Annotated in this window: 20 protein-coding genes; 8 read left to right on the forward strand and 12 right to left on the reverse strand. The window is 62.9% G+C overall.

Features of this window, described 5'->3' with window-relative positions:
- From AC0KVN_RS24315 to AC0KVN_RS24330, 4 genes are all read right to left on the reverse strand, one after another.
- Positions 1-1131, reverse strand: a 1131-nt coding sequence (locus AC0KVN_RS24315; RefSeq protein WP_483656445.1) for a Cj0069 family protein, incomplete at its 3' end; no start/stop codon positions are given.
- A gap of 88 nt (positions 1132-1219) precedes the next feature.
- Complete coding sequence (locus AC0KVN_RS24320) at positions 1220-1888, reverse strand: superoxide dismutase (protein ID WP_017184236.1); 669 nt, start codon at positions 1886-1888, stop codon at positions 1220-1222.
- 74 nt (positions 1889-1962) lie between these two features.
- Entirely contained in the window at positions 1963-3360 is a 1398-nt protein-coding gene (gene chrA, locus AC0KVN_RS24325) for a chromate efflux transporter (protein WP_008603799.1), read from the reverse strand.
- A 2-nt stretch (positions 3361-3362) separates the two neighbouring features.
- Entirely contained in the window at positions 3363-4286 is a 924-nt protein-coding gene (locus AC0KVN_RS24330) for a chromate resistance protein ChrB domain-containing protein (RefSeq protein ID WP_008603798.1), read from the reverse strand.
- A 195-nt stretch (positions 4287-4481) separates the two neighbouring features.
- On the opposite strand from AC0KVN_RS24330, the gene AC0KVN_RS24335 reads away from it, so the two are divergent.
- The 4 genes from AC0KVN_RS24335 (at position 4482) to AC0KVN_RS24350 (ending at position 6811) form a co-directional block, all read left to right on the forward strand.
- Positions 4482-5372: a DUF1259 domain-containing protein gene (locus AC0KVN_RS24335; RefSeq protein ID WP_008603797.1), complete on the forward strand. Its 891-nt coding sequence runs from the start codon at positions 4482-4484 to the stop codon at positions 5370-5372.
- Positions 5373-5449: 77 nt separating this feature from the next.
- A complete protein-coding gene (locus AC0KVN_RS24340; RefSeq protein WP_202408384.1) occupies positions 5450-5773 on the forward strand; it encodes a PepSY domain-containing protein in 324 nt (107 codons plus the stop codon).
- A 75-nt stretch (positions 5774-5848) separates the two neighbouring features.
- Positions 5849-6175 (forward strand): Rap1a/Tai family immunity protein, encoded by a 327-nt coding sequence (locus tag AC0KVN_RS24345; RefSeq protein WP_223178489.1) that lies wholly within the window; start codon positions 5849-5851, stop codon positions 6173-6175.
- 246 nt (positions 6176-6421) lie between these two features.
- A complete protein-coding gene (locus AC0KVN_RS24350; protein ID WP_014194371.1) occupies positions 6422-6811 on the forward strand; it encodes a response regulator in 390 nt (129 codons plus the stop codon).
- Here the strand turns inward: AC0KVN_RS24350 and AC0KVN_RS24355 are convergent.
- Together AC0KVN_RS24355 and AC0KVN_RS24360 are read right to left on the reverse strand one after the other, a co-directional pair.
- Entirely contained in the window at positions 6808-7164 is a 357-nt protein-coding gene (locus tag AC0KVN_RS24355; protein ID WP_083434665.1) for a sigma factor-like helix-turn-helix DNA-binding protein, read from the reverse strand. The genes AC0KVN_RS24350 and AC0KVN_RS24355 overlap by 4 nt on opposite strands.
- Before the next feature lie 239 nt (positions 7165-7403).
- Positions 7404-8774, reverse strand: coding sequence for an IS1380 family transposase (locus tag AC0KVN_RS24360; protein ID WP_025772875.1), 1371 nt, complete (start codon positions 8772-8774; stop codon positions 7404-7406).
- Between the two features lie 460 nt (positions 8775-9234).
- On the opposite strand from AC0KVN_RS24360, the gene AC0KVN_RS24365 reads away from it, so the two are divergent.
- From AC0KVN_RS24365 to AC0KVN_RS24380, 4 genes are read left to right on the forward strand one after another with little or no spacing between them, the layout of a single operon-like run.
- Positions 9235-9609 (forward strand): type II toxin-antitoxin system RelE/ParE family toxin, encoded by a 375-nt coding sequence (locus tag AC0KVN_RS24365; protein ID WP_013041565.1) that lies wholly within the window; start codon positions 9235-9237, stop codon positions 9607-9609.
- Complete coding sequence (locus AC0KVN_RS24370; protein ID WP_006964370.1) at positions 9606-9932, forward strand: helix-turn-helix domain-containing protein; 327 nt, start codon at positions 9606-9608, stop codon at positions 9930-9932. The genes AC0KVN_RS24365 and AC0KVN_RS24370 overlap by 4 nt, the downstream gene beginning before the upstream one ends.
- Positions 9932-10174, forward strand: coding sequence for a hypothetical protein (locus AC0KVN_RS24375; protein ID WP_013041566.1), 243 nt, complete (start codon positions 9932-9934; stop codon positions 10172-10174). The genes AC0KVN_RS24370 and AC0KVN_RS24375 overlap by 1 nt, the downstream gene beginning before the upstream one ends.
- Complete coding sequence (locus AC0KVN_RS24380; protein ID WP_013041567.1) at positions 10167-10466, forward strand: hypothetical protein; 300 nt, start codon at positions 10167-10169, stop codon at positions 10464-10466. The genes AC0KVN_RS24375 and AC0KVN_RS24380 overlap by 8 nt, the downstream gene beginning before the upstream one ends.
- A gap of 20 nt (positions 10467-10486) precedes the next feature.
- Here AC0KVN_RS24380 and AC0KVN_RS24385 read toward each other — a convergent pair whose 3' ends face one another.
- The 6 genes from AC0KVN_RS24385 to AC0KVN_RS24410 are packed head-to-tail and all read right to left on the reverse strand — an operon-like array spanning position 10487 to position 16514.
- Positions 10487-11599, reverse strand: coding sequence for a transglycosylase SLT domain-containing protein (locus AC0KVN_RS24385; protein ID WP_030092736.1), 1113 nt, complete (start codon positions 11597-11599; stop codon positions 10487-10489).
- Positions 11600-11601: 2 nt separating this feature from the next.
- Positions 11602-13317, reverse strand: coding sequence for a P-type conjugative transfer protein TrbL (trbL, locus tag AC0KVN_RS24390; RefSeq protein WP_030092735.1), 1716 nt, complete (start codon positions 13315-13317; stop codon positions 11602-11604).
- 10 nt (positions 13318-13327) lie between these two features.
- Positions 13328-13570 (reverse strand): EexN family lipoprotein, encoded by a 243-nt coding sequence (locus AC0KVN_RS24395; protein WP_019053956.1) that lies wholly within the window; start codon positions 13568-13570, stop codon positions 13328-13330.
- A gap of 9 nt (positions 13571-13579) precedes the next feature.
- On the reverse strand, positions 13580-14335 hold the full coding sequence (gene trbJ, locus AC0KVN_RS24400) for a P-type conjugative transfer protein TrbJ (protein WP_022675885.1): 756 nt from the start codon (positions 14333-14335) through the stop codon (positions 13580-13582).
- A gap of 25 nt (positions 14336-14360) precedes the next feature.
- Positions 14361-15728: a TrbI/VirB10 family protein gene (locus AC0KVN_RS24405; RefSeq protein WP_026149855.1), complete on the reverse strand. Its 1368-nt coding sequence runs from the start codon at positions 15726-15728 to the stop codon at positions 14361-14363.
- A gap of 12 nt (positions 15729-15740) precedes the next feature.
- Positions 15741-16514 (reverse strand): SPOR domain-containing protein, encoded by a 774-nt coding sequence (locus AC0KVN_RS24410; protein WP_019053953.1) that lies wholly within the window; start codon positions 16512-16514, stop codon positions 15741-15743.

Raw genomic sequence — 16514 nt, forward strand, 5'->3', positions numbered from 1 at the left:
GGTTCTTTGCGTCGTGACATAGTGGGACTCCTTGTTGCCCATTATGCCCGGCCACACACGGAAATCCTGACAGTCCCTCAAACGAATGGCAAGAGCGCGACCGATTGCCGCTGCGGCGACTGGCTGGACGGCGCTTGGCGGAAATGGTGCAACCGAACTAGCATTGATCTCGCAAAGCGCATAGGAGCCATCGCTGATGGCTTCACCAGGGCGAAATAGGAAGTCGGCGTCCCAAAGAAGCGGAAGATCGTGGTCGGCGATCGACAGCAACCTTTGCATCTCTGGAATCCAGCGATCCTCCATCGCTTTCCGTAAGGCTGCGAAGCGCGTCACCTCCGGTCCGAACATGGCGCGGCCCATCGGCTGTGGGGTTGACGACGTTGTATCAATGGCCGTTGGCGTCATCAGCGCAGTGATCAGGTTGTGCCCAAAGCCAACCACTCGGTGCCCGCACACGTAGCAGCGGACCATGCCCTCGGACGACTGCGGCTGATAAGCCTGATCGATCAGCACGCCGCCGTCGTTTAGAAACGGCACCCACCTTTCCAAGCACTCGGCTAGGCTGATGCGCTCCGATTTGCTTCCTTGGCGGGCCTCTTGAACTTTCACCGACGTTTTCAAAGCCGGAGCGTTTCCCGCTTCGTCTAGTTGGACACGCCATACATTCCTGCCGCCGTTGCCGTAGTTCGGCTTCAGCACGCGCGGGCCTGCGGCAAGATGTTCGGGGAAACGAGCGCGAAGGCCTTCAGCGTCCACGTATCGATCGACATCGCTGCCCCATTCCATGGATCGCGTTGTGTAGAGCACTTCCTTGACGCCGATTTTGGCGATCACGTCAGGATGCGCGCTGACGACAACGCCGCACCCCGCGACTTCGCGCAGCATTGGATCGAGCTGCGAGCGGTCGCCTGAAATGTCCAACGGATTCACCCAGACCAGCACTGCGTCGCACGACAGCAGCTCGTCCCGAATCTCGCGAACCGCCTCGTCCCTGTACAGTACAGGCCTTGCGGTCGCCCCGAGCGCCCGCAAGGCCTGCATTATCGGCCACTGCCGGGCTTCATGAAAGCGATGCGTCCACTCGGCTGCTTGCCCACGCCAAAGAAGAGCGATGTTCGGGCCGGATGTCATTGTTGCATCTCCCCATCGGACCTGTCCCCTTTGTGGTCGCGAACTCAGGTGTCGCGCAGCAGTGGGTGTTAAGCCACGGCGGTCGGGTTCAGCCGCCGCCGCGCAAAGCCGCGGCATAGCGCCGGTCGACCACTTCCCAGTCGATGTTGCGGAAGAAGGCGTCGACATATTTGGCGGCGGCGGTGCCGTAATCCATGTGGAAACTGTGCTCGTACATATCGAGCGCGAGCAGCGGCACGCCGGCAATCGCACCGTGCATATGATCCCACGCCCAATGGTTGTGCAGCGAGCGCGTGTGGAGATTGTAGACGAGCACGCACCAGCCCGATCCGCCGGCAAGGCTCATCCCGGTACGGCGGAAGTCGGCTTCCCAGCGGTCGAACGAGCCGAACGCCGCGCCCAGCGCGTCGCGGATGGAACCGGCTGCCTGGCCGTTGCCGCCGAGCCCGTCGAAATAGACCTCATGGAGCACGACCGAGCCGGTGCGGTGCAGCTCCTCGCGCTTCAATCCGCCATAGACCACCGGCGGCAGGTCCGTGTCAGCGAGCGCGGCGGCAAGTCGTGTCTCGATCATATTCAGGGCCTTGACCGAGCCCGCATAATTGTTCTCGTGGTGCGATGTGATCAGCCTTTCGGAGAGGCCGTGAAGCCTGGCGGGATTGAACCTGAGCGGCTTGACCTGATGATTTCCGGCAAAGGCGGGGACAGCCGCCGGCGCTGCGGCCGGCGTCTGCGCAGAGGCTTCGTTGATAGTCATGGCGGCGGCTCCGATGCCAAGAGTTGCGATTGCACTGCGTCGGGAAAGATGGTCGATCGTCACGCGTCACTCCTTCAGATGATCATTACATATGCGGCCCCGAGGACCGAGCAGACGCCGAGCACCGGCAGCATGCCGGCCTTGAACCGGAACATGGCGAGTATCGCACCCACCGCGAGCGCCAGCGCCGGCCAGTTGACGGACGTTAGGACTGGGAGATCGATGGTGCCGGCTGCGAACGGCACTTCGCGGACTTGCTCGAACAGAGTGTGGATACCAAACCAGACCGCCAGATTGAGGATCACGCCGACCACTGCGGCGGTGATCGCCGAAAGCGCGGCCGACAATGCGCGGTTGCCGCGCAGCCGCTCGATGAATGGCGCGCCGGCGAAGATCCACAGGAAGCATGGCAGGAAGGTAACCCAGGTGGTGAGGATTGCGCCGAAGGTCGCGGCGACGAGCGGCGGCAGCCCGGTCGCTTCGCGGAAGGCCGCGAGGAAGCCGACGAACTGCGTCACCATGATCAGCGGCCCGGGCGTGGTCTCGGCCATGCCGAGCCCGTCGAGCATCTCGCCGGGCTGGAGCCAGCCATAGGTCTCGACTGCCTCCTGCGCGACATAGGCGAGCACCGCATAGGCGCCGCCGAAGGTCACCACCGCCATCTGGCTGAAGAAGGTGGCGATGCGGCTGAACACGTCGTCGGGGCCGAACGCGAACAGCAGCGCTGCGACCGGCCCGAGCCAGAGCAGCAGCAGGACGCCGGAGATGCGCAGCGACCAAGAGAGGTTCGGCCGGGCATGGTCGGGAAGGCCCTCGCCAAGAGCGGTGTCGCGGTCGTGGATTATCTCAGCGCCGGCGGGACCATGTCCGCCGCCGCCCTTGAATGCGGCGTAACCAGCGCGGCCACCGAAGAAGCCGATCAGCGCGGCGGCAAGCACGATCAGCGGGAAGGGCACGTCGAGCACGAAGATCGCGACGAACGCCAGCGCGGCAAAACCGCGCATGACGTTGTTCTTCAAGGCACGCGAACCCACCCGGACCACCGCCTGTAGCACCACCGCCAGCACGGCGGCCTTCAATCCGAAGAACAATCCCTCGACCAGCGCCACTTCGCCGAGCAGCACATAGACATAGCTGAGCCCTAAAATCGCGAGGAAGCCGGGCAGCACGAATAGCGCGCCCGCGACCAGGCCGCCCTTGGTCTTATGGAGCAACCAGCCAATATAGACAGCTAGCTGTTGCGCTTCAGGGCCGGGCAGCAGCATGCAATAGTTGAGCGCGTGGAGGAACCGCTCCTCGCCGATCCAGCGCTTCTCCTCGACCAGGATGCGATGCATCACCGCTATCTGGCCCGCCGGTCCGCCGAAGCTGAGCAGCGCGACCCTGATCCAGACGCGCACCGCCTCGCCAAAGCTGATGCCGTGCTCGTGCAGCGTCTCGACTGCGATTTCAGCGCGTGCGCTGGCCTCCATCTTTAGTCCTCTTTTCGCCGGGTGAAGTGAGCATAGAATCCGTCGAGCGCGGTCGATCCGCGCGCGATCCGCTCCTCGTCGTCGTCGGTGCCGGCACAGATGCCGGCGATAAGCGCGCTCACTCCCGGAGTTTCCGGGCGCTCGAACCGAGCATCGGCAATATCAAGGTCGTGAACAATTTCGCCGAGCGCCCGCAGCGCGGGGTCGGTCTCGAGACCGGTGAGGAACACCAAGGTCTCGAAGGAGCAGCGGTCGCCTTCGTGGGTGAACTCAGCGTCCGCCATGTCGAACCTCAGTTCGTCAGGCTCCGGCACATATCCTTTGCCCTCGACGAACTTGAAGCTCGCCTCGGGGTCGATGAAGCGGCGAATGAGCCAGGCGGACGCGATGCGATCGACATGGACATGGCGGCGCGTCACCCAAACGCGGCGCTTTAGCTCCGCCGGGGTCAGCTCGGGCGCACCGGGGCCGCTCACATCGGGATGTTGGTGAGAGCGGCGGTCCGCCTCGGTGATGGCGGCCTGTGCCGCCTGCCGACCATGCGCACCGAAAAAGTCGATCGCGGCGACCTCGTTCAGGCGTTTGCGCAGGCGGCCCACATCCGCCGCCGCGACATACTCGCCCTCACACAGCGCGCGCGCCTCGCGTGCCAACTCCTCATAGTCGGCGTCACGCGCAGCGTCGAACACTCCGCGCAGCTCCGCATCGCCCATGCCGCCGACAAGGCGCGCTTCGAGGATCAGCGCCTCGCCGCCATTTTCGGTGATCTCGCGATGCAGTTCTTCGAACAGCGCGCGCGTGTCCTCGCGATTGGGGAGCGCATGGACGGCGTTCTTGAGCGGCGCGGCCCCGATCGCCTGCAAACGCCGCCAGACCTTCACCCGCAAATAGGCAGGCTTAGCCGGAAGCTGCGGGATCAGGAGCAACCAAGGGGAAGCTTGTGTGTTTGTCATAGTTGTATCGTCACTAGCCTACAAGTGTAAGGGTTGCATCACAAGCCTCATGAGCATAGGACTGCTTATCCCGAAGAAAGAAACCGGAGCGTAATGTCGCGGCTCGCCGGCGGCGCGCTCGCATGACGTGAGGCTTTCCGTGTCGAGTGCGCTGATGAAGGATCAATTATGCTGAAAAAGACCATCGCCTTGGGATTCGCCAGCCTCCTGCTGGCAAGCCCGGCTTGGGCAGCGCCGGACTGGTCGGCTGTCGACCGGGCGATAGGACGAGCGGGGGCCGAACAGCCGGGGGGCGTTCACCGCTACAGCTTCCCGCGTTCGGACCTGAGCGTCACGCTGGATGGGGTGACGATCAAGCCCTCCCTCGCGCTCGGCTCTTGGGCGGCGTTTCAGCCGATGGGCGACGAGGCGATGGTGATGGGCGATCTCGTGCTGACCCACGACGAGGTGAACCCCGTTTTGAGCCGCCTGCTCGCAAGCGGTTTTACGATCACCGCGCTCCACAATCACCTGCTCCGCTCTTCGCCTGCGACCATGTACATGCACATTGCCGGCCACGGCGACCCGGTGAAGCTCGCGGCCGCGCTCCGGCAAGCGCTATCAGCCAGTCGGACCCCGCTCGCCGCGCCGCAATCGCCTTCGGCCAGCGCAGCCGCATCGCGGCTCGACCTCGATGTGGCCGCGCTCAACCGGTTGATGGGCGGTGAGGGCAAGACGGCCGGTGGCATCCTCCAATACAGCTTTCCGCGCGCCGAGCGGCTGATGGACGGCGATATGGAGACTCCGCCGACGATGGGCACGGCGACCGCGATCAACTTTCAGCCAACCGGGGACGGCCGAGCCGCCATCACCGGCGATTTCGTACTTGTCGCAAACGAGGTCGATCCGGTCCTGCGCGTGCTGCGGACGAACGGGATCGAGGTCACGGCGCTGCATAATCATATGCTAAACGACGAGCCGCGGCTGTTCTTCATGCACTTCTGGGCCAACGACGACGCAGCCAAGCTCGCCCGTGGGCTGCGCGCGGCGCTCGACAGGATGAACAATCAGAGGAGTTGAACTCGGACGACGGCTCATTGGGCCGTAACCGCCGCCCGCCCGACCCCACGGCCCTTATGCAGGAAGTGGAATGGAACATGGCTAGCAAACGAACTCTCACTGTTGTCGCAGGCGTGGGCGCGGCCGCGCTGGCGATCGCGGGCGTGGCGATCGCGCAAAACCACGAGGCGAACGAAAACCGGATAATCGGCAAGCACAGCGAACGAGACATCCCGCTTGCTCAGGTGCCCGAGGCCGCGATGAACGCGGCACGCGCGCAACTCGCGTCAATAAGCAAAGCGGAGCAAGTCACCCGAAAGGCGGACGGAAGCACGCTCTATGAAATCAAGGGCAAGAACAGCGACGGAAAGACGATCGAACTGTTCGTCACGCCCGAAGGCCAGGTGCTCGGCCGCGAATGATGGATCAGCACGGGGCGCCGGCCGTCGAGGGCCGTGCGCCCCTTCCGAAATGATACTGCGGAATAGGAGACGAAAATGCGGCCAAGGCGATGGATATTGTTATGCGCCGCTTTGGCCGCCCTGCCTGATAGTGCGATCGGCCAAACCGAACCCGCGTCGGCGACGGGCTCGGCGTTGTTCGTAAGCTGTCAAGCGAATGAGCCGCGATGCGGCGCTTACCTCCAAGGCGTGCTCGACATGATGATCGTCGCGCGAAAAGCGGAATGCCGCGCTCCACGCTATGACCGATCGGCGCTGCGCGCGGCATATTTACGCTGGGCGGAGCAGAATAGCTATTTTATGAGTGTTCATATGGTGGCCGGAGCTGAACGCTCGTTAGCGAAGGCTTGGCCATGTCAGTAGCATCGTACCCCGCGGCGTAGCCTGCCCGGCGGCTGCCTTTGAGGGCAGGCGGAGCGTCCGCCTGGCGGTGAATTCCGCCAGCTCAACGATCCCATGTCGCGCCTCAAGCTCGCTAATTAGCCGATGTTCGCATTATGTCTGCCAAATCGTTGTCTGGCGCACAAACCTTGAGGTGACGCCTTGCTGGGCGGGAATGTTGCGTGATGCGGCACAGGAGAAGGCCGAAAAGGACGGGGAGCCGGGAAAATGGGATTAGGATCGGGCAGCGCGGCCGTGCTGGTTGTGGAGGATGAACCCCTAGTGAGGACGATGGCGGCCGACATTCTTATGGACGCGGGCTATCGCGTCTTTGAGGCGTGCGAGGCGGCGGACGCTCTGGCGATCCTTGACGGCCGCGATGACATTGGCGCGGTGTTCACCGATATTGAAATGCCCGGAGGGATGACCGGCCTTGCCTTGGCCGCTGCCGTCCGCGACCGATGGCCGTCCATGCCGGTCCTCGTTACCTCTGGCCGCGTGCGACCAGGTGCAGGCGAATTGCCGAACGGCGCTGCCTATATCGCCAAGCCCTACATGCCCGGTGAATTGGTCGCCACGCTCGGCAAGATGCTTCCTCACCCCGATTCCGGCGATTAATGCTCCATCAGGCTGAATGAGCCGCGAACAAGGGCAAGCCCCACGGAAAGCCGTTCGGCCGCCTCTTTCTGCTCGATGCCTAGTCGTTTGGCGATTTGCTCGATCGAAAGCCCGTTCTGCCGATGCAGGAACAAGACGCGATCGGTCAAATGTGGCAATTCATCAACACAATCCCAAAATTCATCTTCGGGAAATGTCATGCGCGGTGACGCCATGCACGTATCTATTGATTGTTGCAGATAACAATCTGCGGCTGAATCATCGATCTCAACGAGTATCGCAAGAGCTTTTTCCATGAACTCTAGGGCAACCGCTTTCTGTTGCTCTCGATAGATATTGGAAGAATCAACCATAGCCTAGTCCTCCTTTCGGTCGCTGTAGGGAGGACGATGACTCAACAATAGGGAAATTGCACGCGCAACTAGCCGCTCTTATTCGTGATGGTGTTGGTGCCGATGCTCACCTGTGATTGGGGCTGCGGACCTGTAGACCGGGACAAGCGTCTCTGCTGCGCCTGTTTCAGCGCGGAAGAATGAGAGGCTTTCTGGGTTGAAGGGCGGGATTCGAGCGTTCTGCGGCACTGCCGCGCGGGCTATGTCGGGGCGGGCCTGAGCGCGATGGCGATGGTCCGGAACACGGCGGCGTCGGGACAGGCCGAAGCGAAGGCGACCCGGATACGGGAGGCGGTTTCGATGACGCGGGCGGCGACCTTGAGAAGCCGGAGGCGCAGGGTCGCGAACTCGGCGGTGGCGAGCGCGGTGGCCTTGGGGATGGCCTGCTGGATGCGCCACATGAGCCAGAATGCGGCGGTGTGTAGAATGAGCCGCATCTGATTGGCGTTCGCCGAGCGGCACGAGGTGCGATCGCTGGCGAGCTGCGTCTTGTGCAGCTTGATGAGGTTTTCGGCCTGGCCACGGGCACAGTAGAGGCTGTCATAAATATGCTCGGCGGAGCCTTCTGTCAGCGACGTGACGACGTAGCGAATGTCCATGCCGAGCGTGCTGGCCTCGATCCGGGCAACGACGCGGCGCTGGCATTTCCAGCTTTTCGCCCCATAGCGGATCTCGGCATAGCTGCGCAGGACCACCCGGTCTTCCCGGGCGCGCTTGACGGCGCAGGCATCGGCGGCAGCGACGATATCGGAATTGGCGCGCAGGGCAGTGTTGGTGGGCAGGCCAAAAACATAGTCGATGCCGTGCGCTTCACAGAAGGCCATGACTTCTGGCCGCCCGTAGTGCCCATCACCGCGGATGGTGATGTGCGTTGCGGGCCAATGCCGACGGATATGCCGCACAAGACGTCGGATGTGCCCGGCAGCCTCGGCACCCGAGGGGGTCTTGCCGGTACGCAGCAGCATGGCGACCGGACGCCCCGTCGCTGTATCGTAGACGTGAATCGGCAGAAAACAGCGCTCGCCGTGATGGCCGTTCCAGAAGGAGAGCTGCTGGTAGCCATGCACGATGTCACAGGTATCATCGATGTCCAACGTTACCGTCGCGGGCGCAGTGGGATAGCTGGCGCAGTAGATGTCGACCATTGCGGCCATCATGCGCGCCAACTCCCGGGTGGTCGGTGCATTCTCCCACCTGCTCATTGTCGGTTGGCTCGCCAGGCCCGCGCCTGAACTGGGCAGCTTGCCCAGCGCCAGGCGAAAGCCAGGGTCGTCGCGCAGGGCGTCGAGATCATCGGCATCCTCATAGCCGCAGGCAATCGCCAGAACCCTCGCCCGCAGGATATCATCCAACTTGTGGATTACGCGGCCAGGATCGCGCGGATCGGCAATGCAAGCGGCAAGCTGGCTGCAGATCCCCAGTTCCCGCTCTGCCTGGGCCAGCAGCAAAACACCGCCGTCCGAGGTCAACCGTCCACCATCGAAGGCGGCAGTGATTTTCTTGTGTGCGATCGCTGGGAATCGAATTTCGTTTCGGATAAGCTCAATCATGGCGGGTGTGGCCTGTGGCATTTTCTGCCCCGGAGTAGGGGCGGCTTAGACACCCAATTTCCTACTTCAGATCAGAGCCTTACGCTACTCCCGCCAACCCTCTTGGCCGCCCCGGTGAATAAGAGCGGCTAGGGCCAGATTGAGCAGTAATTTTATTACAACGGCAAGCAGCCCTCGCCTGCCCGGACAGGGGCGGCGCGTGGCATCGGCTAGATTGTTTGTTGGTCTTCCGACGATGGCTAGTCCTTGCGGGCCATCGTCGGAAGTGGACGGCCGCACAAATTGGGGGGCGTGGGCCGCGCCGGGCCTCTAGCATAAAATTACGGCCCTGCATCCCCGGCGTTGATACATTCGTCGCGCAGGGCGCTCGATTGAGCCGCCCCGATCGCGGTCGCCTCAATCGGCATAGCGAGCTGGCAATATGCACATACGCGCATAATTTCCGCTTGCGGGCTATGTATATTTGTGCATAATAGCCGCGATGGATACGGAACGGCCGGTTCGATGGGTGGCATCGTCAAAGCGCGATTTTCGGGAGTTCCCGGACGATGTGCAGGACGTAATGGGCTATGCCCTGCACCTTGCGCAGCAAGGCGGGCAGCACGCCAGCACTAAGCCGTTGAAGGGCTTTGGCGGCGCTGGCGTGGTCGAGATCATAGACGACCACCAAGGCGATACGTTCCGCACGGTCTATACGGTCAAATTCGCGGAGGCGGTCTATGTCCTGCACGCCTTCCAGAAGAAATCCAAGCAGGGCAAGGCCACGCCGCAGGCCGATATGGATTTGATCCGAACGCGGCTGAAATCCGCCGAGGAGCATCACCGGCAACACCAGACCCCGCGAGGCACAGCATGAGCGCACAGGACGAAATCATTGAGGAAGGCAGCGGCAATGTCTTTGCCGATCTAGGCTTTGCCGACCCCGACACCCACCTTTTGAAAGCCCAGCTCGTTACCCGTGTGGCCGAGGCCATGCAGGAGCGGAAGTTGACGCAGATCGCCGCCGCCAAGGTTACGGGATCTACCCAACCGGAATTGTCGCGCATCCTGCGAGGCCAGTTCCGCAGCGTCTCGGTTGAGCGGCTTCTAGCCATGCTCACCCGGCTTGGCTGCAAGGTCGATATTGTCGTGCGCCCGCAGGGGCGGACCACTGAATCGGCCGTGATCCACTTCGCCTAATGTGCGATGATTTCGCGCAAGCCCGGCTCGATATGTTCGAGGCCGGGCTATTCGGCCAAGGGCCTGCCTTCTGGCGCTGGATCGAAACCGACGCGGCGCAACCCTATCTTGCCGCTTTCGCCGCCGATCGACGGCCGCCCGAACCCGGCGAACCCTTCGCTATCGACCTTGCGGCCGACGACTTGCTTGCTCCCGATCGCCTCGCCCAGCTCGCCCTACAGATCGAGGCCGACCATGCTTGATCCCAATCCGTCCGTAGCCGACCTTGACGCATTGCTAGATCGCCACCGCAATGACGATGCGGCTATGGAAAAGATCGTTCGCGGGTATCTCCGTTGCGCGATCTACAGCTATCAGAAGCATTGCGTTTGGCGCGCCTTGCGCCACATCGGCAAGGACGATTGGAGTTTCAAAGAGGAAGACGTTGCCGCCTTGAGGGCCGAAGGCGCGAAATCCATTTCGGACTTTCGAGACTGGCTCATTGAGGAGCTGGCCGGGATGGGGATCAGCGCCCACACCGGCTTGCCGAATTGAGCGCCTAGCGCGCCGTCGCTTCAATTGCTGGCGGTGATTGTGCGCGGAATAAATCGCGGGTCCGCCGTGGGATCGGTAGGCGAAGGATGCAGCATGTCGCGCCGGAAATTCACCGCAACGGAAATAGGCGCGGCGTTCGGCCGAGCCGCCATGACGCGGGCTTGTGGAGCTGGCGCAGCCTCATAGCTGGCCATCGGCTGCACGGCCGCCGAGGTTAGGCCCCCTACCCCGCGTTCCGCTCTGGCGACGACAATTTGAGCGCGATCGAGCGGCCGAGTCTGATCGCCGGTATAGAAAGCCAGATGCCAATGATCGGCATGGCCCCGGTCCCCCGGCCCCAGCAGCTCCGCCACGCGAATACCATGTTGCGCCATCACGGCGCGGATTTGCTCGCGCGTGATCGTGTGCAGCCCGGCACGCGGCACGAAATCCACCGCCTGCCCATATTTGTGAAAGCTGTTGGCGGCCCCGTAATTGGCTTCCAGCGCCCGCCACGTATCGGTTATGCGAGCATTGAACGCAGCGGCCAAGATCGAGGCGACATAGCCCGCCGAGGCGTCGGCGCTGCCTTCGGGCTGGACGATCGCGGGTTGCGCCGCGAGCTGGCCCCCGCCCGTCGCGTCGGCCGCCGTGATCGTGAGTGGGATCGAGGTCGATCGCGCAGCAGGAGCGCCGCCGCTTACCGGCACGCCGTTCACGCTGTAGGTATTATAGCGCGAGGAAAGCCACGCCTCCCAGCGTGCGCCTTTCGCCATAATCAGCGCCCGATAGCGGGCATTATGGACCGGCGTTCGGGAATGATAATTGGCAACCCGCGTCCACAGGTCGCCCTTGTCATCCCGGATATGGTTTCTGATACGCCATGCAGCGAGGTTGTAGGGATAGCACCCCGCCGCAAGCACATATTCGGGCCGGATGCCGTAGCGTGCCAGCGATTGAATATAGCTGGAATTGAGCTGCATCGAGCCAAGATCGGCGGTGTTATTGGTGTTCTGGACGCGCGCGCCGGGCCGACCGTTCTCTTGTTCCGCGACCGCCAGCATGACGTTCGCCGGAATGTTATAGCGCAGCGCCGCCGCGATCGAGCATTGCACCCGTTCTTCTATGACAACCGGAGGCAGATCAGCGGCCATGATTAGCTGTCCCCCCTTCTCTGGACGAAGGCCGCAACTTCATCCTCTGGCGTCTCCATGTCGCCCGCATCACGGGCGGCCGAAATGGTATCGCCCGCGAATTGCGCCGTGGGGGGTGGCGATGAATCGGACGAGCTGGCGGGACTGCCCGCGCCGGTCGCGGGAGCGAGCGTTTCACTTCCCGACGATGCCGAGGCGGCCGACGCGCGGATATTGGCCGCCAGTCGGCCGCCCACCGTATTTCCCACCCGCTCTTTCAAAGCGCCCACCGCCATACCAGCGGCAGCGCCGCCGAGGATGCTTGCGGTTTTCGCCGCACGGCTAAGGCCGGTGCGTTGCGTGCCGCCAGTGTCGCCACTTTCGGGCGCGCCTTCACCTTGCGAGCTGGCGGAGCTGGCCTCCCCCTCCCCCGCAGGCGAGCCACCGGCAGCGCCGCCGCCGTTGCCGTCTTCACGATCGGCCGCCTCGCTACCCGCAGCGGCGCTTGCAGCCGTGCCACCGCCCGCGCTGGCGGCTTCCGAGCCGCCTTGAAGGCCGCTGTTGTCATTGGCCGGGGGGGAACCGCCATCGCCGCCCATAGCGACGCTAAGGGGCGTGCCGCCGCCCCCACCGCCACCGCCGCCGCCGTTATCGCCGCCTCCCGGCATGTCGCCCGCCGACGAAAGCGGTTGCCCGCCTCCCATGCCGGTTTGGCCGCCTTCACCACCGCTCCCACCAGCGGCAGCGAAGGCGGCCTTGATCGCGCTGGCTCCACCCGCAGCGTTCATCGCGCCAGCAGCGATCATAGCTCCACCCGTGGCCGCCGCCCCAGCGGCCATCCCGGCAGCACCCAGCGCGGCCCCTGCCCCAAAGGCTCCGATACCGCCCGCCGCGTGGATCGAGCCGCCGCTTATAACGCCCCCGACCATCGCGGGAACCTTGTTTACGAGCGCCAGAAGGACGACCGCGAAGACAAGCATGGTCCCTAAATCTTGGAGAGACGAACCCTCGCCCGTTGCGGCATAATATTGGTCAAGGAAGGTTTTGCCGACGCCGACGATAAGAACCATCGTCATCAGGGACGCGCCCACCGCGACCACCGTTTTGAAATAGTTCAGCGCAATATCGCTGGTCCACCGCGCGCCGCCGAAGCCCAAAAAGATAACCCCGGCATAGGCGAGGACATAGCCGGAGGCCAACAGCAGCAGCATATTCACGCCGACGAGAGCCAAAACAATCAGGATGCCCAGCGAAACCAAGATAGAAAGAGCGGAATCGACCGGAGTTAGGACGCTGGACGCTTCGACAGCTTGGCGGAAAATGTCGAAACCAATGTCCACAATACCCGATGGCGCGAGATTGTTAGGCAGGCCGGATGCCTGCGCACCCAACGAGCGCAGCCCTTCAATGATCGCCAAGCCGATCGCCGGGCCGTTGATGAGCAGCCACCAGAAGAAGCCGCAGAAGATGGCGAAGCGAATTGCTTCCGAAGCAAATTCGCCAAGATCGGCGCGGCGCAACGCCATTACCCCGAACGTCCAAATGAGGCTGACCGCCGCTAGTGTGCCGAATAGAATTGTCGCGTGCGTTGTGAAGACGCTCGCCCACGCCGCCGCCATGCTCTTATATTTGTTCAGAACATTATCGAGCATACCTTGCGATTGCGCATAGGCGGGAGTCGCGGCGAGCGTGAGCGCCACCCCCAAGGCGGACAGGTGTAGGCGAGCCAGAGCCTTCATAGTGCTATCCTCAATTCTGATAGGTTCCGATCGGCGTCGGCTTGGTTTCGTGCGCTAGTGCGCTGCCCGCTTCTTGGCACTCCGCGTCGGTTTCGACGCCGGATTTGCATCGGGCGACCTTCTCGCGGGCTTCGTCTAGGTGTTGAGAGTAATAGAGCATCGTTTTCGGTTCGGACTCGGACTTGCCGCAGGCCGCGAGAAGAAGTGTAGCGGTGCAGCAGGACGCGGCGATAAGTTGACGCAATTTCGGCATGGGCTTTCCTTAATTCTGATAGGTTCCGATCGGCGTCGGTTTGGTTTTCCGCATTGCGGCCGATGCCTCTGTTGCCGCAGCATCGCGATCGAGCTGATATTGCGATTGAGCCGTCAGCGCGGCGCTTTGCGCGAGCAGGACGCCGCGAATTTTCTGCAACTCACTGGCTTGTTGGGCCGCAAATTGATTGGCGTAGGACAGGGCTTGCATTTGCCCGCTCGCACCCGTGGCATTGGCCTGCAACTGGTCGAGGCGCTGGCCGTCAGACGCAAGCGTTGTCATGGCGCTGTTGATGCCGTTCATAGCGTCGGCATTTGCGGCCATCTGGCTTGTCGTGCGGGCGCGAGTAGCGGACAGAGCCGCCGCGCGCTGCGCCGCCGTGCAGTTCCCGAACGTGCAAGCATTGGTCTGATAGTAAGACGGATTTTTGAATTGATTCATGTAGGTGTTCACGTCGCCAGCTTGACGAGCGAACGAGCTGATTTGATTGACCTGCCCTTGGAGGCTGTCGATCGTTTGCGTAGCCTGCTGCCAGAGCTGGACCGGCGCGCCGACCGTGTTCTGAATCATATTTTGGTATTGCTGTAGCTGCGTCTGATACTGCTGGATTTGCTTCGCCACCGTGGCGACGTTTTGCAGCGCGGAAACGGTTGTCTGGCGGACGTTCGCAACGTCGATAACCGAGATTTGCGCATTGGCGGACGGGGCCGCCAGCGCGAGAGTGATCGCCAAAGAAATTTTAGCGGCTAAAATTCGAGACTTCATTTTGCTTGCTCCCTTTCATCTGGCGTCAATAATCGAATGAGCGGTAAGGCTTTGAAAATGTGAGGTCTTTCACGACGACCACATTGAAGCGGAAGCCGGGCCGGATAATCAGCGTGGGCGATATGTTCAGATTGCGCTCAATCATCATCGCCGTGGTCTGTCCGAGCTGCTGGCCGAGAGCTTGGCTAAGGGCTTGGCTGGCGGACATGGTGCCATTGGCGTTGAGGCCGGTTTGCGGCTGACTAAGGGTTACGCCAGCGGTCACACCAGACATGAGCAGAGCGGAGCCGAAGATACGGAACCAATGCGCGTTCACTTGGTCATGGAACCCGGCATAGCCCGCGCTGTCTGACCCCGGCATAGCGCCAAGGTCGATCGCCTTGCCGTCAGGAAAGATGATCCGTTGCCACGCGATGAGCGCGCGCGTCTGCCCAAAGACCGGGTTGGAATCATACGCGCCGACAAGGCGGGAGCCTTGCGGGATCAGGAGATAGCGGCCCGTCGCGGTATCGAACACGTTTTGGGAAACTTGCGCGACAATCTGCCCCGGTATTTGCGAGTTGATGCCGGAGATCAGCGTGCCGGGAATTACGAAGCCCGCGCGGAGCTGGTAGCGGGAGGGCGCTTCTACTTGGCTGTTCGAGGCCCAGCGATTGCCACCCGCATTGTTGGCGAACTGGCCATAGTTGGCAGGCGGGCGGGCATTGGCGGCACCCTGCCCGGCTCCGGCTCCTCCCCCGGCCACTTGGTTTGACAGGGCCGTAAGGGTGGCAATGTCGGAGGCCGAGGGCTGGCGGCCCTGCGCCATTGCAGCGGCCATTTGCTGTTGCAGGGCGACGAGCTGGGTTGCCGGATCAGCGCCGCCACTCATGCCGCCAGCGCCAGAGGATGCCCCATTGCGGCCGTCCTGCCATTTCAGGGCGGTAGGAGAGCGCACGGCGCTGCCAAATTGGGCAAGGCGTGCTTCGCGTATCGCTTCCATGCGTGCCCGGCGCAGATCGGCCGCCGTGGGGCCGTTGGGTTGCGCTGGCGAGGCGGTGACGGTTGGCGGCGCATTGGGATCGACCGGCGCGACCGGGATGCCATCGGCAGGCGGCAGCGGGGGCGCGTTCGCCATCACTTCCGCAGCACCGCTTGGAGCGGTCCCCGCAACCTTGTTCGCAACATCGGCCGAGCTTTGACCGACAGCCGGTTGAACCTTGGTCGCCGCATTGTCCGAGGAGCGATCAATCATAATCGACACCACGATGGCGATGAACAGCGCCACAATGCCGAGGACGATCAGCAGCGGCGCATTATTGACCCTGCGAACTCCCGTCACCAAGCGCCCGCTGTTCCCGTCCGCTGCACCGCCCGGCGAGGCTTCCGGCGACATGCTATCAGCATCAGACATAAACCTACCCCCTTACCCGGCCTTGACGACGCCACAGCGCGCGGCACGGATGCCCTTGCACTTGGCGCGCGCCGTCGCGCTGGATTGAAACTGTCCGAATTGGATGCCGTGAGAGCGTCCGTTTTGGACAAAGCGCGGCGTCACGCTCGCCCACGAAGGGCGAAGGCGCGCCGTCGCGCGCCAATAGGCGCGTGCTGCGCTTTCGGAGGAGAAGCCCGTCAGGCTGACAGACCACGTTCCGGCCTCTGTTCCATTGCCGCCGAAGCCGGGTTGCGTGCTGGCGACGGGCGACGGAACGGGAGGAGGTGCGGCAGGCGCTACGGGCCGGTTCGCCCGTTCGATCAGCTCCGGCGTTGCGCCGGTCAGATCGAGCGCCCACCCGGCAGACGGGTAGATACCCTTTTCATCCACGCCATAGATGCGGGAGAAAGTTTGCGCGCCGACCCGCAGCGTCACGCGGTAGGAATCGGCAATTGGCTGATCGACGTAATAGCGCAACGGCGTGGCCGCAGGATCGGGCTTCACGCCCTTGCCCGCCTCAATCACCGCATAGCCTGCTTGGCGCATCGAGGAGCGCAAGCCGTCACCATAGGCCCCGCCCCCGGTAGTCGGGATCAGCACCCGGCTAATCGCAGGCGGGTAGAGTTTCACCAGCTCCGCCACGGAATCGTCAACGAGGGCTTGGGCCTGATCGGGAGGAGCCGGAACGGCGAAGCTGTCCCGGTGCGAAACGCCCGCGCAGCTCGTAAGCAGGAAAGCCACTGATACAAAAATCGCACCGCGCAC

The sequence above is a fragment of the Sphingobium sp. SG1 genome, assembly GCF_057063145.1.